This window comes from Klebsiella sp. LTGPAF-6F (assembly GCF_001753185.1).
Classification (GTDB): Bacteria; Pseudomonadota; Gammaproteobacteria; order Enterobacterales; family Enterobacteriaceae; genus Klebsiella; species Klebsiella michiganensis.
The window spans coordinates 593,513-617,498 of sequence record NZ_CP017450.1; the positions used below are offsets into that span (position 1 = coordinate 593,513).

Here is a 23,986-nt window from a genome sequence, read left to right on the forward strand (position 1 = left end):
CGGAAATATGCATGAGAACAATTTACGAGTCTACATTCGTTTCTACTGGGGCAAATGCGGCTGAATCACTTGAGGATAATTTCATTATTACCTTTGGCGAAGGCGCCCCAGCAGAAGTAGCTGAATACTGCTTTATCCACCACCCTGAAATTAATCTGACGGAGGCTTTGCTACCTGGTTCTGTGATCACAATTGGGGAGTATCGCTGGTCTGTAACTGCGGTTGGGTCGGTAGCGGAAACAAACCTGCGGGAGCTTGGGCATATCACGATACGGTTCGACGGCGCCAAAGAGGCAGAATTTCCGGGGACAGTTCACGTCGAAGGCCCTACGCCTAACGTTATTGAGCACGGACAGAAGTTTCGAGTATTAAGTAAGTAATTAATCAGGAGAGAAAAATGGAACAGATTGCTGTAGTTGTCGGAGGTGGGCAAACACTGGGGGCTTTCCTTTGTAAAGGTCTTGCAGACGCGGGTTATAAAGTGGCAGTCGCAGACCTTAATGGCGGCAATGCCGAGGCAGTAGCGGCAGAGATTAACCAATCGCATGGAAAAGGACATGCGGCTGGATTCCAGGTGAACGCGGCTGATGAAGATAGCGTCATTTCTCTGGCGAAAGCTGTTGATGAAACATTTGGGCGTACTGATTTGCTTGTTTACAGCGCGGGTACTGCGAAAGCTGCGCCGATCACTCAATTCAAACTGAGCGATTTCAACCTGTCGCTCAATGTGAATCTGGTGGGTTATTTCCTGTGCGCCAGAGAGTTTTCAAAACTGATGATTCGCGATAAAGCCGCGGGGAGAATCATTCAGATCAACTCTAAATCCGGCAAGGTGGGCAGTAAGCATAACTCTGGTTACAGTGCGGCCAAATTCGGCGGTGTGGGGCTGACTCAGTCGTTAGCATTGGATTTGGCGGAGTACGGTATCACCGTTCATTCCCTGATGCTGGGTAATTTGCTCAAGTCACCAATGTTCCAGTCATTGCTCCCACAATATGCGGAAAAACTGGGTATCAGGGAAGATCAGGTCGAACAATATTACATTGATAAGGTTCCATTGAAGCGTGGATGTGATTATCAGGATGTGTTGGATACGTTGCTGTTTTATGCCAGTGATAAGGCTTCATATTGCACAGGCCAATCGATCAATATAACCGGTGGTCAGGTTATGTTTTAACCATTCGGCCTCATGCGATTGCATGGGGCCGGTTCTCTAACAAGGTGTAATGCATGAGTTCTGTAACATTGCTAATTTGTATTGCCATCGTTGCATGGCTGGGGCAAATCCTTTTGGGGTGGTGGCAAATCAGGCGATTTAATCAGGCGCTGAATAGCCTTTATTGCCAGGGGCGCGTGGGTATTGGCCGTTCTACCGGTCGTTTCAGATCGCGTGTAATAATGGCATTATCCTTTGATGAAGATGGGCATGTGTCTGATGGGTTTATGCTAAGGGGTCTTACCGTTTTCGCTCGACCAGTTAGATTGACTCAGGTCATCGGTCTGCATAAAAATGCCCTTGAGCCCAAAGTGATTTTCCCTCATCAACATGCATGCCAAACCGCCCTGAATTTGGCGATTCAACCTCAATTATGATATCTTTCATTGTATAAGAAAAATATTTCGAAGTTTGTTATATTTTTTTCAAAAAAGGTAAGGGTATTTATAATTGGATGATGAAATGTGATGAAACCTAAGCAGCGGCAGTCAGCAATTCTGGAATATTTACATCACAATGGAAAAACTTCTGTTGAGATATTGTCCAATCATTTTGGGACTACAGGAACGACTATCCGTAAGGATTTAACGTTACTGGAAACTGCGGGCATGGTGTTGAGGACCTATGGCGGGGTAATGCTCAGCCGAGACGAGGGAGATCAACCCATCCATCGTAAAACTCATATCAACCCGGATCAAAAGAAGTGGATTGCCCGACATGCTGTTTCGCTGATAAACGATGGTGATTCACTGATTTTTGATACAGGAAGTACGGTCTTGCGTATGGTGCCTTGTCTATCTCAGTTCAACAATATTACGGTAATGACCAACAGTTTAACCATCGTTAATGAACTCGTTGAGCTGAATAATGATCAGGTGATCCTGATGCCCGGGGGGACATACCGTAAAAATTCTGCATCCTTTCACGGCTGTCTTGCAGAGGCTGCTTTTTCCCAATTCAGTTTTGATAAATTATTCATCGGTGCCGACGGCGTAGACTTAAATGCAGGCGTCACGACATTCAATGAAGCCTATGCAGTAAGCCAGGCCATGTGCCATTCGGCTAAGCAGATTATTTTACTGGTAGACTCATCAAAGTTCGGTCGTAAAAGCCCCAATATTGTATGCCAACTGAGCGCTGTGGATATATTAATCACCGATTCAGGTATTTCTGTAAATTATCTCAATGCATTACGTGAAAACGGCATAGAGGTCGTGATTGTAGGAAGTAATGAAGATGAGTAAATCTTTTTTAGCCTTTGCCCGGGAAACGATGGCGATTGAGATCGCTGAAGCGCAAAAAATGCTCCAACGTCTGGATGACTCTATCGTCAGGGCGTGTGAAATACTGATGCAGTGCAAAGGGAAAGTTATTGTGTCTGGTATGGGAAAGTCAGGTCATATTGGCAAAAAAATATCAGCTTCATTGGCCAGTACAGGAACACCCGCCTTTTTTGTACATCCGGCAGAAGCATTGCATGGTGATCTTGGCATGATTTCGGCCCCGGATGTGGTTATTTTTATTTCGTATTCAGGGCGCGCCCGCGAGCTCGACACATTATTGCCATTATTAAGCGAGGCTCATATTCCTGTCATTGCCATAACTGGAAATCGAACGTCTCCAATGGCGCAGTCGGCAACCTGCGTTTTGGATATAGGCGTAGAACGGGAAGCCTGCCCATTAGGATTGGCACCCACATCCAGTGCTGTAAATACACTACTTATGGGGGATGCGTTGGCCATGGCCCTGATGCGGTATCGTGGATTTAGTCCTGAGCAATTTGCTCGTTCACATCCTGGTGGCAGTTTAGGCGCACGCTTACTCAACCGTGTACATCATTTGATGCGCACCGGTGAGAGGTTACCTAAAGTTCATCTGGATAGTACGGTGATGGAAGGGATGCTGGAGCTCAGCAGAACTGGGTTGGGGCTGGTGGTAGTATGCGATAATAATGATTTAGTCGCTGGCGTTTTTACTGACGGAGACCTCCGAAGGTGGATGGTAAAAGGATTGAGCCTTGATGCGCCGATTATTAAGGCGATTAGCCGTCCAGGCTACCAATTACCTGAAGAATGGTCTGTGGGCACCGCATTGGATGCGCTGCACAAAAACCACATAAACGCCGCACCAGTTGTTAATGCCGAGGGAAAGGTAGTCGGTGCTATCAACCTTCATGATTTACATCAGAAATATATAGCTTAGTTATTTTGGCGATAGATAACATGATAATGTCGCTGTTTAATTGCTTATCTTTATGAGGGTGTTGCGAAAGTGATGTGATAATTTAAATTAGAAAACATGGAGTAAAAATGAAAAGTATATTAATTGTTATTTCCGTTTTTATAGCTACAATAATTTGTATTGCACTACTCTCCCCCTGGCCATTTGCTATTGGCACTTTGGCAGCCTGGGTGACAACGGGTTCTTTTTTTATTCAAGTCCTGCATATTTTAAAAAATAAGGATACTACAGGTATATCTCTGGGGATGTATGCGTCACTTTTCTTTGGTGTGACGTGCTGGGCATTTTATGGTATTAAAATTGGTGACTGGTTATTGATTGTCGCCAACGTCATTACCATGTTATTGGCTTCTTCTGTTATTTTCTTGAAGTTATATCACGAAAGAAAATCCTCTTTTTTTAAACGCTTAAGTAAGAAAAGCTCTAGAATTAAAATAAATTCAGAAAAGTGAGAAGCGAATTTTTTCTTGAGGGGTAATGTAGGTAAAGAAAAATAGTAATGTCATGTTTTTATAACATAGGTATGGTTGAAATTACTGCCATGACATTGCTTATTTTTCCTTGCTTATCTTGATACTCTTCCTCTTAGGAATATATGAAGACTAAGGTGAGAGAGTGAATGTTTAATGTTCTTTCTAGGTAAGAAAAATCCATTGGCGCACGGCATTGTTTACGGCAGAGACTCGGCTTTGAGGGCTCTTTTTTCAGGATATTCGCGGTACTCTGTCTCAGTCAGGCAAGATTCTCTGTGCCGCGATAAATCGCGGCAACGATCTTCCCCCATAACTAAATAGCTGTTCCGAATAGTAGATCACTTCAAGGGAACTCAGCCCGGATTGTGCGATCTGATCAATCGCCAAATATCCCAAATCACTAACCGGACTGAGCGATGCCGATCATAGCACCAATCCCCCGTAGCGAACGACGCCTGATGCAGAAAGCTATCCATAAAACGCGCGATAAAAATCATGCCCGCAGACTGACCGCCATGCTGATGCTGCACCGTGGGGACCGTATCAGCAATGTTGCCAGAACGCTTTGTTGCGCCCGTTCGTCAATCGGCCGCTGGATTTACTGGCTCACCCTGTACGGCATTGAGGGCCTGAAATCTTTGCCGCCCGGTCGTGGACGTCGCTGGCCGTTTGAACAGATCTGCAAGCTGTTACTCCAGCTCGTAAAACGTTCCCCGGAAGACTTTGGCTATCAGCGCTCACGCTGGAGTACGGAACTGCTGACGATAAAAATCAATGAGATAACCGGTTGCCAGCTACATGCCTCTACGGTTCGCCGCTGGTTGCCGTTAGCCGGTCTGGTGTGGCGAAGAGCTGCACCAACGCTGCGTATCCGTGATCCGCACAAAGAGGAAAAAATGGCGGCCATCCAGGACGCGCTGGAGAAATGCAGTTCAGAAAATCCCGTGTTCTACGAGGACGAAGTGGATATCCACCTGAACCCAAAAATCGGCGCGGACTGGCAGGTATGCGGGCAGCAAAAACGAGTGGTAACACCGGGGCAGAATGAAAAATATTATCTGGCAGGCGCGTTGCACAGCGGCACAGGAAAAGTCAGTTATGTGGGCGGTAGCAGCAAAGCTTCGTCTTTGTTTATTAGCCTGTTAAAGCATCTGAAGGCGACGTACCGATGGGCAAAAACGATAACGCTCATCGTGGACAATTACGTTATCCACAAAAGCCGGGAAACACAGCGCTGGCTGAAGGAAAACCCGAAGTTCAGGGTGATTTATCAGCCGGTTTACTCACCTTGGGTGAATCATGTTGAACGGCTATGGCAGGCGCTTCACGACACGATAACACGTAACCATCAGTGCCGTTCGATGTGGAAACTGTTGAAAAAAGTTCGCCATTTTATGGAAACCGTCAGTCCGTTCCCGGGAGGAAACCATGGACTGGCAAAAGTGTAGCGGTATTAGGAACAGCTATTTAGTACCCACTGTAATTAGTTTTCTCTGAACTAGAGAACCCTAAGCGTCGGTGAAGAACGCTCAGTATCCAGTGCCATCGAACTAATGTAGTAACATATCCGGTAACTTATAGCTATCTCTATGCTCTTCTGGCCCGGTCAGTCGGGAAGCACCAAAGGACCCGCATCCAAGACGTGATATTTCCGGTACTCAATATGACCTTTTTGTTATTCCGTACCCTTCGGGTCGCCGCTGTTCCGGACTCGTATTTACGTAATCGACTGATCTTATACACTATTGGTTAACACGGAACTAAGTGAGTAAACTATCAACCAGGAGTGGCAGATCGTGGTAGACAAATGTGTCATGCGTCAGTTTTTGAAAGGACCAACATGATTTGACGGAAGCAGATAGGTAAAATGTTGCTGTACATTAGGAAATGTAGTACTGGTGATAAAATAAATCTGTATATGACCTTTGCGGTTCGATTTTATATGACTTTTCAGGATAAAATACCTCTACTGGTGCAATGAAAGTAATTCAGAGTGAAATAAGGATGAAAAAAATGAAAGCATTACTCCTTGAACGAGCCGAAAAAATTAGTATCCGAGAATGTCAGTTTGATGAGTCGCTGGGCGACAACAATGTAAAGATCAAAATTCATTCAGTCGGTATTTGTGGTAGTGACATACACTATTATCAGCATGGTCGTATCGGACCCTTTGTTGTTGAGACTCCTATGGTACTTGGGCACGAAGCTTCCGGCGTCGTATTGGCTGTGGGAAAAAATGTGCGTCACCTGAAAGTGGGAGATCGTGTTTGTATGGAGCCTGGCATTCCCGATATGGAATCTACCCAGACACGCGCTGGCATTTATAATTTGGATCCGTCCGTACGGTTTTGGGCTACCCCACCTGTTCATGGTTGCTTGCGCGAAACGGTTATTCATCCCGCCGCTTTTACCTTCAAATTGCCTGATAATGTCAGTTTTTCTGAAGGTGCCATGGTGGAGCCGCTGGCAATTGGTATGCAGGCTGCGACTAAAGCAGGCATTAAGCCCGGTGATATCGCTCTTGTCATCGGGGCAGGCACTATCGGTATTGTAACTGCATTAGCTGCTTTGGCCGGTGGTTGTTCAGACGTTATTATCTGTGATCTGTTTGATGATAAATTGAAGATAGCGGCAAGCTATGATGGCCTTCAAGCAGTGAACAGCCAATCGGGAAAACTTGCGGAAAAAGTCGCGGAACTGACTAGTGGCACAGGTGTTGATCTGGTTTTTGAATGTAGTGGGGCTAAATCAGCTATTGCAGGAATTGCTGAGCATATGGCTCCAGGTGGCACAGCTGTACTGGTGGGTATGCCAGTAGATGCGGCTCCGCTAGATATCGTGGCGGCACAGGCTAAAGAGATAACATTTAAAACGGTTTTTCGCTATGCCAACATGTATCCTCGTACTTTGCGATTGTTGAGTTCAGGTAAACTGTGTGTGCAACCCCTGATTTCTCACACCTATAAATTTTCTGACAGTGTAGCAGCTTTTGAAAGAGCGGCATCAGGTCAACCTGCGGATATTAAGATTATGATTGAAATGGAGTGATCCATTTCGTTCATAGTAGTCATCCGGTAAAAACATTATATACGGAAATACTGAGTAAGAGCTGAAAATTACCCAGTAAAAGGATTATTGGGTAATTGGAGTTATACAATGATTATAGTTGCATTAGGTTGGCCGAATGCAACTATTCTCGCTACGTATATATGTAATTAAGTAGGGTGCATGTAACAATATTGATTTTATTAGAGGTGGTGGATACCGTATTTTTCATGGTTGTTAGTATTATAAATAAGCTGAGCCTTCCCCGCTAATCCCTCGAGCTAAGCCAAGATTTATTCAACTGATAGTATGCCTGGGTTATTATTCATCCTCCGCTACCTTGAGTCGTCCTCGATGAAATAAATTAATATTTTACTAAGATGGAAATATTTATTAGTTGATGAACAACGCAGTTTATCCATTTTAGCGAAAATATTAACAAATGCAGATTATTGAGTGAATGGATTGAGCACCGTATGTCGTCGCTGAGGGGAAATTACGCCTCAGTTATTGCTATTTGGCGCCATAAAAATTTCTTTGACCACTTTCTGACTTGAATACGGACAATTTTGTCCATATGATGCATGAAGTCTCATTTTTAGAAGAGAATAGCGATTGATATGGTCCAGGTAGCCAAACCCCGCCGGGATGTCGCGCGTCATCGAAAGATGTTGCTTGATGCGGCCTCGCGCATTTTTTCCGAACGGGGCGTACACGTTCCGCTCGAAGCGGTCGTCGAGGCGTCTGGCGTCGGGCGCGCGACACTCTATCGTCATTTCCCCGATCGCAAGACGCTGCTGCTGGCGTTGTTCGATCGCGATATCGCGCCGGTTCTGAATGCGGGCGAAGGGCTGCCCCCGGGCGAAGCATTGATCGCCATGCTCACCGAAATGGGGCGCGTCACGCGCAAGAAACCTATCCTTGAAGATGCGTGGCGCGCCATCGCCATGCTCCACCCGGAAATGCAGACGCGTCAGCGCGATCTGCTGGCGCGCTTTGAACAGCCATTGGCGGACGCCATCGCGGCGGGTCAGGTGCGGGCCGATTTGACGCTTGATGACGTCATCAGTATTGGCCGCATGGTAACGGCCGGCAATCGTTATGCTCAGGGCGATGAGCTTGCCGGAGAGCGCATACTGGATATTATGCTGAACGGTATTCGGAGGCGCGACTGATGAGCCAGCGGCGTCTGGGAGATATCATCGGCGAGGTGCCGGACTGGAAGCCTCATGAGCGCCCGGCGATCCCAGGCACGCCGTCCACACCCGACTTTCCCGCTCGTACCCGTCTCTGGTACGGTCTCTCCGCTTTGCTGTTGGGGCTGACCGGCGGCTTCGGGACGGCTCTGGTGGGGGTCAACCTGACGGCCATTCAGGGGGAGCTTGGTCTCGATCCCAGAGAGGCGACCTGGCTGAGCTGCATCTATGCCATGTTCAACATTTCTATGAACCTGTTGCTGATCAAATATCGGCAGCAGTTCGGGCTGACCGCCTTCACCAAAGTGTTTATGCTGGTTTACGCCGTGGCCGCCGTGGGGCATCTGATGACGGACACCTTTGCCGGGGCGCTAGCCATGCGCGCCGTCAGCGGGGTGGCCGGCGCTGCCCTGGGCGCGCTGGCGGTGATGTACATGGCGCAGGCGCTGCCCGCCCGCTTCCGTTTGCAGACGATTATTCTGGGCATCGGCGTTTCCCAGCTTACCATGCCGCTGGCGTGGATCATTTCGCCCTCTCTGCTCGATTTCGGTAGTTGGCAGAGCCTCTACGCGCTGGAGGCCGGTTTCGCCGTCGCTTCGCTGGCGGTGGTGTATGTCTTGCCGTTGCCGCCCGGTATTCGGGTTCATTCATTTGAATGGAGGGATCTCGTCAGTTTCCTTCTGCTGGCGCCGGGCTTCGCCTTGCTGGTGGCGGTCGTGGCGCAGGGACGCAGCTACTGGTGGTTCGACGCGCCATGGCAGGGCTGGGCGCTGGCCGGCGCGGTGACCTTGCTGATCGCCGGCGGTATCCATGAGCACCGCCGGGCTAATCCTTTGATCGATACACGCTGGATTGTCAGCGCCAACTTCCTGAATTTCGCCTTTTCGATGCTTTTGGTGCGCATGTTGCTTAGCGAGCAGCCCTTTGGTTCGACCGGATTGTTGATGGCGCTGGGATTCGGTCCGGAACAGATGCGCGATCTCTATGTCGTGGTTCTGGCCGCGACGGTTGCGGGCGTGCTGGTCGGCGCTTTTAGTTTGTTGATTTCAAACAAGCTGATCGTTCCCCAATTGCTGTTGTCGCTGGCCCTGATTGCGATCGGCGCATTCATGGACGCGCGCGCGACGATAGCGACGCATCCCATCAATCTCTACGTCAGCCAGGCTTTGCTCAGCTTTTCGGGGGCGATGTTCATGGGCGCGGCGGTCATCATTGGCATCGGCCACTTGATGGCCAGGGGATTACAGTCGGTCATTACTTTCGCCGTGGTGTTTGGCGTCACTCAAATCCTGGGCGGCCAACTCGGTGCCGCAATTCTGTCGACATTTCAATCAGTCCGCGTCCAGCATCATCTATCCTACCTGAGTGAGGGTGCCGCGACGAGCGACGTACAGACTGCGCTGGCGCTACAGGCCTATGGCGGCGTTTCCGGACTAAACCAGCAAGTTACGCTGCAAGCCAACGTGCTTGCGTTTAACGATGTTTTCATGCTGATCGGCGCCATCGCCGTGCTTCAGCTTTTGATGAACATCGCCGATACGGTCCGTCAGGCCATTAAAGCCAAAGACCAACCAGCCGAACGCAGCGACGCAAGCGCTGCGGCCACTTAACGGATGCCCTTTATATGAGCACGACCAAGCCTCCCGCGCAGCCTGCCGCAGGCGACAAGCGCCCAGATCATATTCAGCAGCCGGAGGATGAAGGCCTGTCCACGGCGGGCGAATCAACGCCGGAACAGCCGGAGCCCGAGAAGACGCTGCGGCTGCGCACTACTCTGTCCATCGGCGTACTGGCCGTCGCAGCGGTACTGCTGATCCTGTTCGCATGGCGGTTGCCGCCGTTCTCCTCGCCTTATGAACGTACTGAAAACGCGTATATACGTGGACAGGTCACGCTGATTTCCCCGCAGGTCAGCGGTTATGTGGCTGAGGTGCTGGCCGCCGATTTCCAGTATGTTGCCGCTGGTCAGCCGCTGTTCCGTATTGACGACCGCATTTATCGCCAACGGCTGGCGCAGGCCCGCGCCAGCCTCGCGGCAAGCCAGGCGGATCTCGCCAACTCGGCGCAGGCGGGGGCATCCAGCCGCGCCAATGTCGGTTCCCGCGAAGCCGAGCTGGCGTCTGCTCGCGCACAACGGGTACGAGCGGAAGCCGATATGGCACGCGTGGCCGAGCTGGCCGCCGATGGATCTTTGTCCATTCGCGAGCGTGATCAAGCCGAAGCGGCCAGGCGCGCGGCACTCGCCACCGTTAAGCAGGCTGAAGCCGCGCTTGAAGTGGCGCGCCAGGATGTGCGTGCGGTGGAGGTTTCGCGTCTGGGGCTGGAGGCGGCCGTCGAGTCTGCCGAAGCGGCGGTCAGACTGGCGCAGATCGATCTGGACAACACGGTTGTCACGGCACCTGAAGACGGGCAATTGAGCCAGGTCGGCTCCCGGCGAGGTCAGTATGTTACGGCAGGAACCCAATTGGTCTCCCTGGTGCCGCCGAGATTATGGGTCATCGCCAGTTTTAAGGAGCGGCAGGCCGGGCGCATGCAGGCAGGCCTGGTCGCGGTGTTGACCGTGGACGCCCTGGGCGACCAGCGATTCACCGGCCGGGTGCAACAGATCTCGCCCGCCACCGGCTCGGAGTTCTCGGTGCTTCCGGCTCAAAACGCCACAGGCAACTTCACGAAAGTGGCGCAGCGTTTGCCAGTACGTATTGAGCTTGATGATGGGCAGGAAGGGCTGAAGAATTTACGTCCGGGGATGTCTGTCGTCGCGCGAGTCGACATGCGCACGGGTGAAGGCGAAGAAAGGGAGAACCGCTGATGCGTCCGCTGTCTATTGGCATCATAGCGCTGGCTCTCACGGCCTGCGCGACGTCCTCTCCGCCGTCGCCGAATGACTTGCCGCCTGCCCCGCCAACGCATTGGCGGGCGGATACGGCAGGAACGAGTAGCGTACAGACCGGCTGGTGGCGTGCGTTTGGCGACCCACACCTGGAGAGCGCGATTGAGCGTGCATTGGCAAGCAATACCGACCTGGCCGCCGCCGAAGCACGCCTGCGCGAGGCTGAAGCCCTGGCGACCCAGGCACGGTCGGCCTTGTTTCCTTCGCTAACGGCTGCGGTCGCCGCGCAGAATGCTCGTGCTCTGAACGCGTCGGGTCAGGCATCCAGAAGCGCTAACGTTCAGCCGCAGTTGCAGGCCGCCTATGAGGTCGATCTGTGGGGACGCCTGCGGGCCGCCAACGATGCGGCGCGCGCCAGTCTTCAGGCTAGTCGGTATGCCCGTGACGCCGCCGCGCTATCGGTGGCGGCCGCGACAGCGCGCGCCTATGTTCAACTGATGTCACTTGATGCGCAACTGGCGATCGCGCGTGACACGCTGATTTCGCGCGATCAGGCGCTGCGCGTCGCTACACGACGTACGCAAGCGGGCCATACGTCTCGGTTGGAGCAGGCGCAAGCCGAGGTGGAGCAACGTACCGCCGCCCGGCGCGTTCCTGCGCTGGAGCTGGCCGTGCGGCAACAGGAGAATGCGTTAAGGTTGCTTACCGGCGATTTGCCTGGCCCGGTAAAACGCGGCCGTTTCGATGCCGCGACCATTCCTGAACCGGTGCCGGGCCTGCCGTCCTCGTTGCTGGCGCGCCGCCCTGATATTGCCCAGGCTGAAGCGGAACTGGCGTCGGCGGATGCGACCTTCGCGTCCAATCGCGCGGCCTTGCTGCCGCAAGTGAGTCTCACTGCATCGGTCGGCCGCTTGTTCGTCGAGCGTATCGATCCGGTTAACGTCTGGAGTCTCGGCGGCAGTCTGCTGGCACCGCTATTTGACGGCGGTCTACGTGCGGCGCAGGCGGATGCGGCGCAGGCGCGTCGCGATCAGGCCGCGCTGGCCTATCGCGCGGTGGTGTTGAACGCTTTTTTGGAAACTGAAAATGCATTGGAAGGCGTGGTTCGGCTGGAACGTCAGGCCATTGAGGCAAGTGCGCAGCGGACTGCGGTCACGGAGGCGCTGAAGTATGCCCGCAACCGTTACCGGGCGGGTTATGCCTCCTATCTAGAAGAGTTGGACGCACAGCGCGGGTTGCTGAATGCGGAAGTTGAACTGGTTCAACTGCGTGAAAGCCGTTTGCTCAATGCAATCGCGCTTTATCAGGCGCTCGGAGGCGGCTGGTCAACAGACTGAAGCGGATTAATCGCAAAGCGATTGCTATTCTTTTTGGGAATGTGAATTCCCCTTAAAGGTTAAGCTTGATAACCCCGGTCGGTCGGCGCTTTCACAGCTTACAGTTGGCAGTTTCTGATTAAGCCTCACAGCACGCTTTTACGTAATAATTCGTGGCTACGTTATCCCCGTCTGTGCGATAAAATTACTTTTCGGCTCACCGTCGGGAAGAGAACGCCTGGTGAAACTGCTGCTCTCTTCGCTTTTACTACATCTACAGGCTAAAACAATCACAGGAACAGCCTTGTGGGCATTGATGCTATGATCGGCATCGCTCAGTCCGGTTGCTGATAGGGTGGGTTTGTCGATTGATCAGATTACGCAATCTAAAATAGCCCTAATGGGATAGGCTCTAAGCTGGGTACCCCAAAAGTGATCTACTACTATTCCGCGGCACTATTTAAACAACATAGACATGGGTTATATGTCCAGGCTCGAGTAGCATGTAGAATTTTTTCCGCACGCTAAGCATGGTACAATTCTTGCTCATATTGCAATTGCAACGCAACTAGCTTAAATAAAATAGACCAAACAATGGCGCTGTCGGCGATAATTTTATACCAGAAGCTATTTTGAACTGTTCGCCCGTAGGGCGCGTATATTTAGTTAATTAGGCCTCAGATGGATATAATTACACTTTGCAAAGGGCACGGCCTCCGGATGACGGGGCCTCGACGTGTCATCATGAAAGTGCTCGCGGAATCGGATGATCATCCTGATGCGATAGAATTGCACCGCCGAGTGACAAAAATCGATCCGGGTATTGCAATCGCGACCGTTTACCGAACGTTGAAGTTGCTTGAAGAGAAGGGAATTCTGGAAAGGCATACGTTCGGGGATGGCCCTGCGCGCTTCGAAAGTTCGGATCACGAGCATCATGACCACTTTATTAATGTCGAGACCGGGGATGTGATTGAGTTTCGCTCCGATGAGATCGAACGTCTGCAGGAAGAGATTGCCCGCCAACATGGTTTTTCGATTGTTAGCCACAGGTTTGAAATCTACGTCAAGCCATTAGGGCAAGGCGGTAAGAAAAAAACATCGCCAAACAGGAATAATTAGTTTGCCCTTTGTCACACCGTTGCGCTGTCGGATCGTTGCCCTATTCTGCCAGCCTGTATTTCTCGCTTTCCCTGTTAGAGGTCTTCTTTCATAGGGCCCACCCGGCTACTCCCGCCGGGTGGGGTGAAGCCTCATACTGCCTGCGATGATGATTCGAATCGGGCTGCCTTACGAGTAGCATAGATAAAAGCCAGCACAAAGCTGATCGCCAGTAGCAACACAATAGTTGGCGCTGGCGCGCTGTCGATAAAGAACGAAACATAAACGCCAACGAAAGAACCGAAGACAGCGATAACCACTGACAGGATTAACATGGTGTTGAACTTTTTCGTCAGCAGGAAGGCAATGGCTCCCGGCGCAATCAACATGGCGATGGAAAGGATGATGCCAACGGCCTGTAAAGCGCCGACAATAGTCATCGATATAAGCGCGAGCAAACCGTAATGCAGAAAATTGACGCGAAGCCCGACAGCCCTTGCCTGCGCAGGATCAAAGGCATGTAACAGAAAGTCCCGCCACTTCACGCCAATAACCCCTGCCGTTATCACTGCGATTAATGCAGCCTCACCGATATCAATCCCGGAAACACCAAGCATGTCGCCAAACAGGATGTGATCGAGATGAACCGACGACTGGATCTTGACATAAAGAACCAACCCCAGGCCAAACATGCCGGAGAAGACGATCCCCATGACTGTATCTTGCTTGATACGGCTGTTGTCCTTCAGAAAACCGGTGGCGATAGCGCAAAACATGCCAGCCACGAAAGCGCCGATCGCAAAAGGTATGCCGATGATATAAGCGATCACCACGCCTGGGAAAACGGCATGACTGATAGCATCCCCCATAAGCGACCATCCTTTCAGCACCAGAAAACAGGACAGGAGCGCCATAGGCACGGCGACCAACGTTGAGATCACCAATGCATTGACCATGAAGCCGAACTGAAAGGGGGAGATGAGTATGTCGACAATATTCATCGCGCTGCCTCCAATGCTTTAGTGGCTCGTCGGTGAGCCGCTAGCATGCCATGTCGGGGCGCCAGAAAGAATGCAATAAGGAAGATTGCCGTTTGCAGAACGACGATAATGCCACCGGTCGCGCCATCAAGGAAATAGCTCGCATAAGCGCCAACAAAACTGGTGACCGTGCCAATGACGACGGCGATGATAAGAAGCCTCGGGAAGCGGTCAGTCAGCAAATAGGCTGTCGCGCCGGGCGTCACCACCATACAGATAACGAGGAACGCGCCGACCGTCTGCAATGCAGCAACCGTGGACGCAGACAACAGAGTGAAAAACATAATCTTGAGCGCGATCGGATTAAGCCCGATCGAACGTGCGTGCTTTTCATCGAAGAACGTAACCATGAGATCTTTCCACTTGACGAACAATATAACGAGGGAAACGATACCTATGATTGCAAGCTGAAGCGTATCCTCCGGTGTGATAGCGAGAATATTGCCCAGCACGATGGTCTGAATATTTACCGCTGTCGGCCGTAGGGAAACCATGAACAGACCGAGTCCGAAGAAGGAAGAGAAAATCAGGCCGATGACTGCATCTTCCTTCAATTTTGTGCGTTGATTGAGGAACAGCATCGCAGCGGCGGCCAACCCGCCAGAAAAAAAGGCGCCGATCGAAAAAGGCAGCCCGAGCATATAAGCGCCCGCGACCCCCGGAACGATAGAATGTGACAGCGCATCGCCAATCAGCGACCAACCTTTGAGCATCAGATAGCAAGAGAGGAAAGCACAGACGCCGCCAACCAATGCTGAAACCCACATGGCATTGAGCATATAGTGGTAAGCAAAGGGCTCAAGCAGATTGGCGATCATTTTTGGCTCCCGGTGCGTTCTTTCGATACGATGCTTTTTACTTTTCCTCCAGAGAGCACCAGTGGCCGCTCATCGTCGCTAAAAACGCTGGCGGATGTCAGTTTGCCTTCATGCGTTTCATTAAGTACGAAGTGGCGCAATACGCCGCCAAAAGTCTTTTCCAGGTTTTCCTGTGTAAACGTATCCCCGGTCAGACCATAGGCAAGTACCGTACTGTTGATCAGAACCGTACGATCGCAGAATTCCGGCACCGAACCAAGGTTGTGCGTGGAAACCAACATAACCCGGCCTTCATCCCGTAACTCACACAGCAGCTTGATAATCTGGTCTTCAGTCTTGACGTCGACGCCAGTAAAAGGTTCGTCAAGCAGAATGACCTGGCCATCCTGCGCCAACGCGCGGGCAAGAAAGACGCGCTTTTTCTGCCCCCCGGATAACTCACCAATTTGGCGCTTGCGAAATTCGCTCATGCCGACGCGGGAAAGTGCGGTATCAACGGCCTCACGATCGACGCGTGCTGGGATACGCATCATTCCCATATGGCCGTAACGCCCCATCATCACAACATCCTCGACGAGCACCGGAAAGTTCCAGTCGACCTCTTCGGCCTGAGGAACATAAGCGACCAGATTCTGGCGTAGCGCCACCTTAACCGGCATACCGAGAACGCTGATATCGCCTTTGGCGAGACGCACAAACCCCATAATCGCCTTGAATAACGTCGACTTGCCTGAACCATTGACCCCAACAAGCGCCGTGATCGTACCTGTTGGAATATGGAAGACGGCATCACGAAGGGCGGTGTGCCCGTTGCGATATGTGACTGTAGCGTTCATCACCGAAATACCCGTTCGCGCCTCCGATGACGCGGAACTGTCCTCCGATGACGCGGAACTGTCGAGAACGTTGCGCTGTTTCATTATCTAGATAATCCTTCAGCCAAGCCTTTTGCCACAGTGTCGGATGTGACACGGAGCAGATCAAGATATGTCGGCACAGGGCCATCGGGCTCACTCAGCGAATCAACATAGATAATGCCGCCATAATGCGCACCAGTTTCCCTTGCCACTTGTCGCGCAGGCTTGTTGGAGACGGTGCTTTCACTAAAGACCACCGGGATCTTGTTAGCCCTAACGGCGTCTATCACCTTACGCACCTGTTGTGGTGTACCTTGCTGATCGGCATTAATTGGCCACAGGTAAAGCTCCTTAAGGCCGAAATCACGCGCCAGATAAGAGAAAGCGCCTTCGCTCGATACCAACCAACGTTTGTCTTCAGGGATTTGTTCAAGGCTCTTACGAATCGGTGCGATCGTGGATTTTATCTTCGCTTTGTAGGCCTCGGCATTCGCTTTATAGGTTTCGGCATTCGCCGGATCATACTTCACGAAAGCATCACGGATATTATCGACATAAATGAGCGCGTTTTCTGGCGACATCCAGGCATGTGGATTGGGTTTACCTTCATAAGGGCCTTCTGATATGCCCATTGGTTTGATACCGTCAGAGACCACAACGCCGGGAACATTACGCAAATTACTGAAGAATTTTTCGAACCAAACCTCAAGATTAAGCCCATTCCAGAGAATAAGCTGCGCCCCTTGCGCCCGCTGAATGTCGCCCGGCGTCGGTGAATAGTTGTGGATTTCAGCCCCCGGTTTGGTAATCGATTCAACAATAGCAGCATCACCAGCCACATTCTGTGCCATGTCGGCGATCACCGTGAATGTCGTAACGGCCTTGAACTTTTCCTGGGCAGCGACCGGTGACGTGGTAATAACCATAGCGCTCATTATTCCGGCCAGAGCGAATGATTTTACTCTATTGAACATAAATACCCCTTTAGCGCATATGCATCTGAATTGCATTATCGGCGGATGGTTTCTCGAATTTATCTTCGGAATAGTTCGCAGCCTTGCTGCCCATTTGTTCATCTATATTATGCAATTAAGAATGAATTGCAACAGCAACTCATCAAAAGAGATCAAAGAAGCAGCATGTCCTTTGTTATCAAGGATATGGTTCAAGAACGGCGTGTCGCATGACCTTGATCTCGTCGGAGTGATCCTACCGATGAATACATGAATAGTGGACACGCTGTGAAGTGCGTAAAGTCATTAATAGATGGACCATGACGCAAGCAAAACCCGTGGAAAAGGCATACCGTAACAAATACACGCCGGAGTTCCGTCAACTGGCGAGCTTTGCTTTCATCGCCTGTATAAGCTCCGGGCTTGCAGGCGTGTCGCGCTCTGACGACCTTTCGCTGATGGCGATGCAGGGCAGCGCTACGGCGGCATTGCGCTTCGACGATGTCGTACTGGAGAAGGACAATGTGATCCATCCTGCCGCCCGGACTTTTTTTCCAGCCGTGCACCCGCGTTTTCTCAGTTTGCAGTGTAGTATGGCGCTGGGATTGATCGAACGTATCCTTGACGAGTGCCGCGACAGATTAAGTGACGGCCATGTGCTCAGCCAGTTTCAAGGCTTCATCGCGAAACTCCGGCGTATGCTGCTTACGGGGTTTCTTGCTGGTTGATGTCGGTTTTGTCATGAGTCACCTCTGGTTGAGAGTTTACTCACTTAATCGCGTGTCTACTATTGCTGGGTAAGTTCAGTATCGTTGACACTGGCGCAGTGGGCAGAAGAACATGGGGTGATACTGGAATTTATAAAACCGGGTAAGCCGACGCAAAATGCTTTTATTGAACGTTTTAACCGTACGTACCGAACAGAAACACTGGATTTTTATCTGTTCAGGACACTGAATGAAGCAAGGGAAATCACGGAGCGCTGGCTGTATGAATATAACAGCGAGCGTCCCCATGAATCCCTGAATAATCTGACGCCGGAAGAGTACCGGCTGATGGCTGAAAGCCAGGAAATCTCAAAAAGTGCATGGAACTAAAGCAGGTATGCTTACAAGAGCGTTTCGTAGGTTTAAAGGTATGACGCCAACAGAATATCGCAAACAAATGAGGGTAAGAGTAGTGTTGTAAACATGGAGGGTTAGGGATAAGGCCCACGTTTACTGGATGAACGTAGCCGCCGCAGGTCGCACAGGGCTGCGGCTTTTTATCGCTTCTGATTTGTCGGTAAATCGTCTTGACAGAGCCATCATGTGGTCTGAAAATGAACAGGCTTACTTGTTGTCTTAGGACAACCAGCCAATGCCTCAGCACTCTGTGAGAGGCGCCTTCGGGTGAGTGCCAACCAATGTTTCAGCGATCTGTGAGAAACGCCTTCGGGCGATCGCGAATATCCTTGTAGCCTGAAAGAGGATGCCCTTGTGGTGGTAACTCCGTTTACCCTTTGAGAACGGAGATCACTTAACGGTGATGAAGGTTCATTAAGACTCCAGCTATCAACCAGTGGTCTGTACCTCTGGTTATGCCTTCCTGATTTAGCTGACTTACCCATCGGAAAACGCTTTTTCGGTTAGGTCGTCATTGTCTCATTCACCCATAGTTCGTCTATTCAATGGATATGGACGATTAATCACCATCAGCCAGTCTGCTTTGCAGTTGGCTTACCCATCGGGAAATACCTTCCCGATGGGACGGGTGTTTCCCGTTTTTACAGGAGAAATACCATGCATACCTTTTCACTGCGTTACTTGCGTCCAACTTTTCGCGTCACCGAAAAATTGCGTTCGCTCTGGTGCCAAATAAATCCGGTTCTGGAAGGCGTAATTGAAGGTGAGTGGAAACATACCGCTATGGGAGATCTGAGCTTTAGGGCCAGAGCTTTCCCACTGCCATCTGGTGGTTGGGGGGCGTCAATCATCTCTCGTTCCGGATTCCATGCCGGGAAGTACAGTTTTTCTATCCGACCGTTGACAGCAGGAGCGGCTTCAGTCGTATTTCGTACTCAAAGGGAGGCAATGGCGGCGGCAATGATTCTGGCCGAACATCTTGCTTCACTTCGTTACCATTACCATTAAAGCGTTTGGTTTTCTGTAACGACTGACCCAGACGGGGATTTATTCCCGTCCGGGGGATAAATCCCCCTTCATTTCTTTCTGGAGGATTTATTCATGAGCTCGTTATCTTTCAACCCCACTGTTGAACCCATCGCTTACACCATTGAACAGGTGAATACTGTTGCCCCTCACGACTGGCAAAATTTTGTGCTGGCAGTGACGGATACATTTTGGAGATTACCCTCTATTTTGCGTCCGTATGATGAGCAGCATAGGGCACTGACTGATGCTTCTGGTCTGTTCCCTGACTCTGGCGTTCTGGTCTTTTCTGGCGAAACTGATGCTGAACACCGACCGGATGTCATCACTGTCGAACGTATACGTAGCAACAACACACTTTGCGTTCAGGAATTTACCCCACAGCATCAACCCTATGATTTTTTTAGTCGGCTTGTCATGGTGCTGTTGCACAGTCTCTGCCCGAATAATTTTCGGGTGCATTCCTCTGCCGGCGAAGCCAGTTGGTCTATGCCGTTACGTTGGCTGAACCGGAATCTGGGCTGGCCTGTGTTATCGGCTCCTCTTTCACCGTCTTCCGTAACAGTGATGGCGGGTTCTGTAGACGAGCTTTTACTTACTTTTCTTTCCGATCCGAAACGTTCTCTGAATAAAGACGATTGGCGGATCCTGACTGAAGCCGAGCATCACTTGTATCAACTAAAAGCGGAAAATTTTTACGAATACTGATGACCTTACGGTTTTGAGCTAAAGAACCCTGCGCCTTTAAGGCGTTAATCCCCGGAGGGAGCTTTCCTTCCCGGGAAGCTGTCTCCGTTATTGAAGGAGACAAACATGTTGCATTTTAACCCTGCGGAATTGCGTCCGGTCGTCGAGGAAACGTTGGCCAACCAGTGTGAGTTGTTGTTGGTCAAAGATCAGGGGATTTACCTGATGTCGGCGGAGGGAGAGTGGCGAAAAGATGGCCATATCAAGCATCTGGTTTATGCGGATGGCTGCCATCCTGAGAAGGATGAGGACTGGTACGATACTGCCTGTGAATTTGCCGGCGGTGATGACTTTTGCGAGCACCTCAAACTGGATGCAAAGGCTGCTGAACGAATACTTTCTGAAAGCAATCAGTTACGGATACATTTACTCAAAGAGGAACTCATCATTCATGTTGCTCCTGTTGAGTGGGTATGCGTTGCAGATTACCGTCGAATGGCTGCGCGTCTGCTGCAACAGGCTAACACCCATTATCCGGCATGTGTCGGTAAATCGTTACTGAAACGCTGGCGTAACAGCGCCATCAACCTGCTGGGAACGGCTTGCTACACCGCTTGCAAACGGACTAAACCGCGCGATCGGGAAGAGTTCCAGGCCGCTTTCGGGTTACTGAAACAGCGCATTGACTCGGTCAACACACAAGAGGCGATACGTTACCCCGCTTGCTAACCCTTTTTCTGTCCCCCGGGGCGTATTCTTCGCCACTTGGGGAGGAATGCGCCTTTTTTTATGAGGAGCACTCCATGAAAAAAACATCACGTCAGTTCACTCAATCTCGTGGCGACCGTCCGGATCTGTATCAGCAGGTGACGGACAAAATTATTGTGGCCATTGAGAATGGAACCTTGCCCTGGCGTAAGCCATGGCGAACCAATAAGCCCCGTATTTCTCCGAATGCCGCCATGCCGTGCAACGGCATGACCGGTTATCTCTACAGCGGCGTCAATGTATTGCTGTTATGGATAGCTGCAGCTGAGAAGGGCTATGAGGCTAATCGCTGGTTAACCTACAAACAGGCGCAAGCCGTTGGCGGCCATATGCGCGCAGGCGAGACCGCGACACTGGCCGTGGTATTCAAACCCTGGGATAAACAGGTGGAGGATACCGACGGTAAGCCGCAACTGGACGACGACGGGAACCCGCTGAAAATGCGAATACCCATGCTGAAACCCCTGTATCTGTTTAATGTCGCCCAGTGTGATGACCTCCCAGATAGCGTTGTCGGCGAACCGCCGGCAGATGCCCCGGAACAGGATGTCACGCGGGTTGATGAGAAAATTCAGGAACAGGTTAATACGATGGTTGAAGCCTGTAGCGTTCAATTTGACCGGATTTACCAGGACAAGGCGTTTTACTCACCGGGCCGCGACCAGATTGTTTTGCCGCAGGTTCGGCAGTTTCGAACCGAGGCGGACTACTGGTCAACGTTGCTGCATGAACTGGTACACAGTACCGGTCATGCCAAACGGCTTAATCGTGAGGGGATCGCCTTAACTTCGCGCCGGTTCGGCGATCCGCTTTATGCGTTTGAAGAACTGGTGGCCGAGCTGGGCAGCGCTTTTTTATGTGCGCAGTTGGGGATCTTCGGTCATGTCCAGCACGACAGTTACCTTGAGTCCTGGCTTAAGGTGCTGCATGAGGATAAACGTGCGATTTTTCGTGCCAGCAAACAGGCAAGGGAGGCATCCGAGTTTCTGTTAACGCCTCTGGCTGAAGCAGAAATGGGGACGACTGAATCCGCAGTGGCGGCATGAGAGAGGCATCATGATGAATCATGAACAACAAATCTGGCAATCCACTGCCGGCATGCTTCTGGCCAAATACTTTGGCCTGACGTTAAACGATACCGAGCTGTGTGAAGATGATTGCGTTATTGCTTTAGAGGAGGCCGGGATACAGCCATTTGAGGCGATCAACACCCTGGTGGACAAGTACCACCTTGAACGCATTGATTCCACTGACTATCAACCACTATCACCGTATATCCGTGAAGCCGACGAGTTGAAGGTTATCCTGGAGGCAGAAGAAGAATACAGCTAACAGAGAGGAAGGCGTAATCAGTCTGACTGTCATGATTTAACACCTGACCCATAGGGGGAGACATTCCCCCTATGGGGGAAACTCCCTCTTTTTCTTGTAAAGAAGAGGAGAACTACCATGTCGAACTGGTGCAACAATCGTTTGATTATCACTGGCCAATCCGTGTTTGTGGATGAGGTGCAAAAATGGGTCAATGGCCATGTGGTGCCTGATTATCGTCATGCCATTTTGCAGAGCTGCCGCCTGTTTTTGGCAGGTTGCGCCGGAATATTGAAGCCGGCGACGGTAAAGCCCGGTATCTATGTACCCTATCCAGGATTACTGGCGCATCCTGGCGTGGCATCGCCGCAGAATCTGGCCTTTGAACAATGGATTGGGTTGCTGAAAGCGGATGTGTCGTTAACGACTGAAAACATTCGACTGATTGAACGTCTTTACCGACAGTCAGGCATTGATGCGGTGAAGTGGGAAAATATCCCGGCCATGGCGCAGGCTCGTATTGCGGATGTACTCACCCGTCAGTATGCGGACTGGTTTGGCATCGTCGGCGTCAGCCCCGTCATTGATGCCGGCAATTGCTGGGAACGTCTAGGCATGATGCCCGAGTATACCGCCCCGTGCGATATGCTGATGCTGATACCGACACGTTTGGCCACTGAACTGAATGGTTCAGGGGATCTGTTGCGGGACGTGCCGACAACACCCGGGCTTTACGGCCGCCAGTACGGGGTTGAATGGCCATGTGGGCATAACGTTGGTTGCGTTCGTGACGGTATCAACACGTTAACGGTGCATTTCGACTCTCCGTGGTATCCGCCGGAAGGCGAAGTTATCGGGGTATTATCAGAGCAGTTCAGTTGCCAGGTCGAGCATGCCTGGTTTATGCCGGATGCGGAACGCAGTGGTTATGACTGTTACGACCGTGGCGAACATGTCGATGGCGGACGAATAGAGCCTGAGGATGAGGTTGTGTACCTGACCTACGCAGACAAGGATTCAGTGCCGCTTTCGTCAAATGCAACTGCCAGTTAACCGCTGTCTTTGCGTTTAAATTAACCTGTGGCCACCGCTGACAACGGTGGCCTTTTTACCCGTTGGGGAACATTGTTTCCCTGACGGGATACGTGTTCCCTTTTTTGTGGAGAGCACGTATGAACGGCGTTATTAACCATGAAAAGGCTTTTGTTTCTCTTTTTAACCAGACGGCGCGATACCATAAGCGGCACAAGGTATTCGAAGATTTTGTCAGCTGCAGCGTGATTGCGCTGGAGAACCGTCTTTGCTTCAGCCAAAAGCGGGAGGACAAATATATGCGAATAATCAGTGGCTATGAAAAAACGGATGTGAATCGTCTGGCGCAACTGCTTGCCCATGTGGTTAACGGCTTGCAAACAGGGTTCTGTGACTTCCTCGGCCGGGTGTTTATGCAGTTGGAACTGGGCGACAAATACCGCGGCCAGTTTTTTACGCCGTGGGAAATTTCACTCATGATGGCAAAAATACAGCTGGGCGATGTGAATAAGGTGTTTAAACAGCGCCCCTTTATCACGCTCAGCGAGCCTGCATGCGGAGCGGGTTGCATGGTATTAGCCTATGCCGATGTTCTTAACCAGGCAGGTTACGCTTCGCACCGTTACCTGTGGGTTTCCGCGACGGATGTTGATCCACTGGCGGCTGGAATGGCCTATATACAGTTGTCACTTTGTGGCGTAGCGGGTGAAGTCGTGATTGGGAACAGCCTTAACGATGAACGTCGTCGGATCCTCTACACGCCCGGCCATTATCTGGGGAACTGGGCACATCGGTTACAGTCAAGACGGGAAAGTATTGCCTGACTCCGGGCAATAAACGCTGTCTTTGTGCCGGCCTGTTGGCCGGTTTTTTTTATTTTAGACCGTATTGTTTCGTCTTTCTTATCATGTGGTTAACCCGTATTTTCGGTCAGGCGCTGTCGTAGCATTAA

The 23,986-nt window shown here is 51.1% G+C and carries 25 protein-coding genes and 1 pseudogene; 22 read left to right on the forward strand and 4 right to left on the reverse strand.

What is annotated here, in order from left to right:
* Positions 1-11 precede the first annotated feature (11 nt).
* The 13 genes from BJF97_RS02880 (at position 12) to BJF97_RS02940 (ending at position 13,439) form a co-directional block, all read left to right on the forward strand.
* Positions 12-380: a PTS glucitol/sorbitol transporter subunit IIA gene (locus BJF97_RS02880; RefSeq protein WP_070082814.1), complete on the forward strand. Its 369-nt coding sequence runs from the start codon at positions 12-14 to the stop codon at positions 378-380.
* A gap of 17 nt (positions 381-397) precedes the next feature.
* The gene (gene srlD, locus BJF97_RS02885; protein WP_070082815.1) at positions 398-1,177 is read left to right on the forward strand and encodes a sorbitol-6-phosphate dehydrogenase; all 780 of its coding nucleotides are present in this window, start codon (positions 398-400) and stop codon (positions 1,175-1,177) included.
* A gap of 53 nt (positions 1,178-1,230) precedes the next feature.
* Positions 1,231-1,593, forward strand: a complete 363-nt coding sequence (gutM, locus tag BJF97_RS02890; protein ID WP_070082816.1) for a transcriptional regulator GutM — start codon at positions 1,231-1,233, stop codon at positions 1,591-1,593.
* A gap of 90 nt (positions 1,594-1,683) precedes the next feature.
* Positions 1,684-2,460: a glucitol operon DNA-binding transcriptional repressor SrlR gene (gene srlR / locus BJF97_RS02895; RefSeq protein ID WP_070082817.1), complete on the forward strand. Its 777-nt coding sequence runs from the start codon at positions 1,684-1,686 to the stop codon at positions 2,458-2,460.
* Complete coding sequence (gutQ, locus tag BJF97_RS02900; protein ID WP_070082818.1) at positions 2,447-3,418, forward strand: arabinose-5-phosphate isomerase GutQ; 972 nt, start codon at positions 2,447-2,449, stop codon at positions 3,416-3,418. Before srlR ends, gutQ begins: the two co-directional genes overlap by 14 nt.
* A 107-nt stretch (positions 3,419-3,525) precedes the next feature.
* Positions 3,526-3,909 carry a SemiSWEET family sugar transporter gene (locus tag BJF97_RS02905; RefSeq protein WP_070082819.1) on the forward strand — a complete coding sequence of 128 codons (384 nt, stop codon included), beginning with the start codon at positions 3,526-3,528 and terminating at the stop codon, positions 3,907-3,909.
* 437 nt (positions 3,910-4,346) lie between these two features.
* A complete protein-coding gene (locus BJF97_RS02910; RefSeq protein ID WP_070082820.1) occupies positions 4,347-5,378 on the forward strand; it encodes an IS630 family transposase in 1,032 nt (343 codons plus the stop codon).
* A gap of 565 nt (positions 5,379-5,943) precedes the next feature.
* Entirely contained in the window at positions 5,944-6,978 is a 1,035-nt protein-coding gene (locus BJF97_RS02915) for an NAD(P)-dependent alcohol dehydrogenase (protein ID WP_070083024.1), read from the forward strand.
* Between the two features lie 665 nt (positions 6,979-7,643).
* The gene (locus BJF97_RS02920) at positions 7,644-8,150 is read left to right on the forward strand and encodes a TetR/AcrR family transcriptional regulator (protein ID WP_222859774.1); all 507 of its coding nucleotides are present in this window, start codon (positions 7,644-7,646) and stop codon (positions 8,148-8,150) included.
* The gene (locus BJF97_RS02925) at positions 8,150-9,781 is read left to right on the forward strand and encodes an MFS transporter (RefSeq protein ID WP_070082822.1); all 1,632 of its coding nucleotides are present in this window, start codon (positions 8,150-8,152) and stop codon (positions 9,779-9,781) included. The genes BJF97_RS02920 and BJF97_RS02925 overlap by 1 nt, the downstream gene beginning before the upstream one ends.
* A gap of 95 nt (positions 9,782-9,876) precedes the next feature.
* Positions 9,877-10,980: an HlyD family secretion protein gene (locus tag BJF97_RS02930; RefSeq protein ID WP_416186833.1), complete on the forward strand. Its 1,104-nt coding sequence runs from the start codon at positions 9,877-9,879 to the stop codon at positions 10,978-10,980.
* Positions 10,980-12,338, forward strand: a complete 1,359-nt coding sequence (locus tag BJF97_RS02935; RefSeq protein WP_222859775.1) for an efflux transporter outer membrane subunit — start codon at positions 10,980-10,982, stop codon at positions 12,336-12,338. The genes BJF97_RS02930 and BJF97_RS02935 overlap by 1 nt, the downstream gene beginning before the upstream one ends.
* A 723-nt stretch (positions 12,339-13,061) precedes the next feature.
* The gene (locus tag BJF97_RS02940; protein WP_222859776.1) at positions 13,062-13,439 is read left to right on the forward strand and encodes a Fur family transcriptional regulator; all 378 of its coding nucleotides are present in this window, start codon (positions 13,062-13,064) and stop codon (positions 13,437-13,439) included.
* A 131-nt stretch (positions 13,440-13,570) separates the two neighbouring features.
* Here BJF97_RS02940 and BJF97_RS02945 read toward each other — a convergent pair whose 3' ends face one another.
* The 4 genes from BJF97_RS02945 to BJF97_RS02960 all read right to left on the reverse strand — a co-directional run bounded on the left by BJF97_RS02945 (position 13,571) and on the right by BJF97_RS02960 (position 17,068).
* Positions 13,571-14,419 carry a metal ABC transporter permease gene (locus BJF97_RS02945; RefSeq protein ID WP_070082826.1) on the reverse strand — a complete coding sequence of 283 codons (849 nt, stop codon included), beginning with the start codon at positions 14,417-14,419 and terminating at the stop codon, positions 13,571-13,573.
* On the reverse strand, positions 14,416-15,276 hold the full coding sequence (sitC, locus tag BJF97_RS02950) for an iron/manganese ABC transporter permease subunit SitC (protein WP_070082827.1): 861 nt from the start codon (positions 15,274-15,276) through the stop codon (positions 14,416-14,418). The genes BJF97_RS02945 and sitC overlap by 4 nt, the downstream gene beginning before the upstream one ends.
* On the reverse strand, positions 15,273-16,112 hold the full coding sequence (locus tag BJF97_RS02955) for a manganese/iron ABC transporter ATP-binding protein (RefSeq protein WP_236945568.1): 840 nt from the start codon (positions 16,110-16,112) through the stop codon (positions 15,273-15,275). Before BJF97_RS02955 ends, sitC begins: the two co-directional genes overlap by 4 nt.
* Positions 16,113-16,195: 83 nt before the next feature.
* Positions 16,196-17,068, reverse strand: coding sequence for a metal ABC transporter substrate-binding protein (locus BJF97_RS02960; RefSeq protein ID WP_228706706.1), 873 nt, complete (start codon positions 17,066-17,068; stop codon positions 16,196-16,198).
* Between the two features lie 338 nt (positions 17,069-17,406).
* On the opposite strand from BJF97_RS02960, the gene BJF97_RS34995 reads away from it, so the two are divergent.
* From BJF97_RS34995 to BJF97_RS03000, 9 genes and pseudogenes are all read left to right on the forward strand, one after another.
* The gene (locus BJF97_RS34995; RefSeq protein ID WP_070082830.1) at positions 17,407-17,814 is read left to right on the forward strand and encodes an acyl-CoA dehydrogenase family protein; all 408 of its coding nucleotides are present in this window, start codon (positions 17,407-17,409) and stop codon (positions 17,812-17,814) included.
* Between the two features lie 78 nt (positions 17,815-17,892).
* Positions 17,893-18,183 (forward strand): annotated as a pseudogene (locus BJF97_RS02970) (integrase core domain-containing protein); the annotation flags it as partial.
* A 684-nt stretch (positions 18,184-18,867) separates the two neighbouring features.
* A complete protein-coding gene (locus tag BJF97_RS33920; RefSeq protein ID WP_148722751.1) occupies positions 18,868-19,218 on the forward strand; it encodes a hypothetical protein in 351 nt (116 codons plus the stop codon).
* A gap of 93 nt (positions 19,219-19,311) precedes the next feature.
* On the forward strand, positions 19,312-19,944 hold the full coding sequence (locus BJF97_RS33925; RefSeq protein ID WP_148722752.1) for a hypothetical protein: 633 nt from the start codon (positions 19,312-19,314) through the stop codon (positions 19,942-19,944).
* A 105-nt stretch (positions 19,945-20,049) separates the two neighbouring features.
* Positions 20,050-20,652 carry a DUF3085 domain-containing protein gene (locus tag BJF97_RS02980; RefSeq protein WP_070082832.1) on the forward strand — a complete coding sequence of 201 codons (603 nt, stop codon included), beginning with the start codon at positions 20,050-20,052 and terminating at the stop codon, positions 20,650-20,652.
* Between the two features lie 74 nt (positions 20,653-20,726).
* Entirely contained in the window at positions 20,727-21,737 is a 1,011-nt protein-coding gene (locus BJF97_RS02985; protein WP_070082833.1) for an ArdC family protein, read from the forward strand.
* A 13-nt stretch (positions 21,738-21,750) separates the two neighbouring features.
* Positions 21,751-22,023: a TA system toxin CbtA family protein gene (locus BJF97_RS02990; protein ID WP_070083025.1), complete on the forward strand. Its 273-nt coding sequence runs from the start codon at positions 21,751-21,753 to the stop codon at positions 22,021-22,023.
* 117 nt (positions 22,024-22,140) lie between these two features.
* Positions 22,141-23,055, forward strand: coding sequence for a DUF1281 domain-containing protein (locus BJF97_RS02995; RefSeq protein WP_070082834.1), 915 nt, complete (start codon positions 22,141-22,143; stop codon positions 23,053-23,055).
* 119 nt (positions 23,056-23,174) lie between these two features.
* On the forward strand, positions 23,175-23,858 hold the full coding sequence (locus BJF97_RS03000; RefSeq protein WP_070082835.1) for an N-6 DNA methylase: 684 nt from the start codon (positions 23,175-23,177) through the stop codon (positions 23,856-23,858).
* Positions 23,859-23,986 lie beyond the last annotated feature (128 nt).

Bases quoted from the DNA above. Each gene is read 5' to 3' on its own strand.
- BJF97_RS02880 (WP_070082814.1), top strand. From the start codon at position 12: ATGAGAACAATTTACGAGTCTACATTCGTTTCTACTGGGGCAAATGCG.
- srlD (WP_070082815.1), top strand. From the start codon at position 398: ATGGAACAGATTGCTGTAGTTGTCGGAGGTGGGCAAACACTGGGGGCT.
- gutM (WP_070082816.1), top strand. From the start codon at position 1,231: ATGAGTTCTGTAACATTGCTAATTTGTATTGCCATCGTTGCATGGCTG.
- srlR (WP_070082817.1), top strand. From the start codon at position 1,684: ATGAAACCTAAGCAGCGGCAGTCAGCAATTCTGGAATATTTACATCAC.
- gutQ (WP_070082818.1), top strand. From the start codon at position 2,447: ATGAAGATGAGTAAATCTTTTTTAGCCTTTGCCCGGGAAACGATGGCG.
- BJF97_RS02905 (WP_070082819.1), top strand. From the start codon at position 3,526: ATGAAAAGTATATTAATTGTTATTTCCGTTTTTATAGCTACAATAATT.
- BJF97_RS02910 (WP_070082820.1), top strand. From the start codon at position 4,347: ATGCCGATCATAGCACCAATCCCCCGTAGCGAACGACGCCTGATGCAG.
- BJF97_RS02915 (WP_070083024.1), top strand. From the start codon at position 5,944: ATGAAAGCATTACTCCTTGAACGAGCCGAAAAAATTAGTATCCGAGAA.
- BJF97_RS02920 (WP_222859774.1), top strand. From the start codon at position 7,644: ATGTTGCTTGATGCGGCCTCGCGCATTTTTTCCGAACGGGGCGTACAC.
- BJF97_RS02925 (WP_070082822.1), top strand. From the start codon at position 8,150: ATGAGCCAGCGGCGTCTGGGAGATATCATCGGCGAGGTGCCGGACTGG.
- BJF97_RS02935 (WP_222859775.1), top strand. From the start codon at position 10,980: ATGCGTCCGCTGTCTATTGGCATCATAGCGCTGGCTCTCACGGCCTGC.
- BJF97_RS02940 (WP_222859776.1), top strand. From the start codon at position 13,062: ATGAAAGTGCTCGCGGAATCGGATGATCATCCTGATGCGATAGAATTG.
- BJF97_RS02945 (WP_070082826.1), bottom strand. From the start codon at position 14,419: ATGAATATTGTCGACATACTCATCTCCCCCTTTCAGTTCGGCTTCATG.
- sitC (WP_070082827.1), bottom strand. From the start codon at position 15,276: ATGATCGCCAATCTGCTTGAGCCCTTTGCTTACCACTATATGCTCAAT.
- BJF97_RS02955 (WP_236945568.1), bottom strand. From the start codon at position 16,112: ATGAACGCTACAGTCACATATCGCAACGGGCACACCGCCCTTCGTGAT.
- BJF97_RS02960 (WP_228706706.1), bottom strand. From the start codon at position 17,068: ATGAGCGCTATGGTTATTACCACGTCACCGGTCGCTGCCCAGGAAAAG.
- BJF97_RS34995 (WP_070082830.1), top strand. From the start codon at position 17,407: ATGACGCAAGCAAAACCCGTGGAAAAGGCATACCGTAACAAATACACG.
- BJF97_RS33920 (WP_148722751.1), top strand. From the start codon at position 18,868: ATGCATACCTTTTCACTGCGTTACTTGCGTCCAACTTTTCGCGTCACC.
- BJF97_RS33925 (WP_148722752.1), top strand. From the start codon at position 19,312: ATGAGCTCGTTATCTTTCAACCCCACTGTTGAACCCATCGCTTACACC.
- BJF97_RS02980 (WP_070082832.1), top strand. From the start codon at position 20,050: ATGTTGCATTTTAACCCTGCGGAATTGCGTCCGGTCGTCGAGGAAACG.
- BJF97_RS02985 (WP_070082833.1), top strand. From the start codon at position 20,727: ATGAAAAAAACATCACGTCAGTTCACTCAATCTCGTGGCGACCGTCCG.
- BJF97_RS02990 (WP_070083025.1), top strand. From the start codon at position 21,751: ATGAATCATGAACAACAAATCTGGCAATCCACTGCCGGCATGCTTCTG.
- BJF97_RS02995 (WP_070082834.1), top strand. From the start codon at position 22,141: ATGTCGAACTGGTGCAACAATCGTTTGATTATCACTGGCCAATCCGTG.
- BJF97_RS03000 (WP_070082835.1), top strand. From the start codon at position 23,175: ATGAACGGCGTTATTAACCATGAAAAGGCTTTTGTTTCTCTTTTTAAC.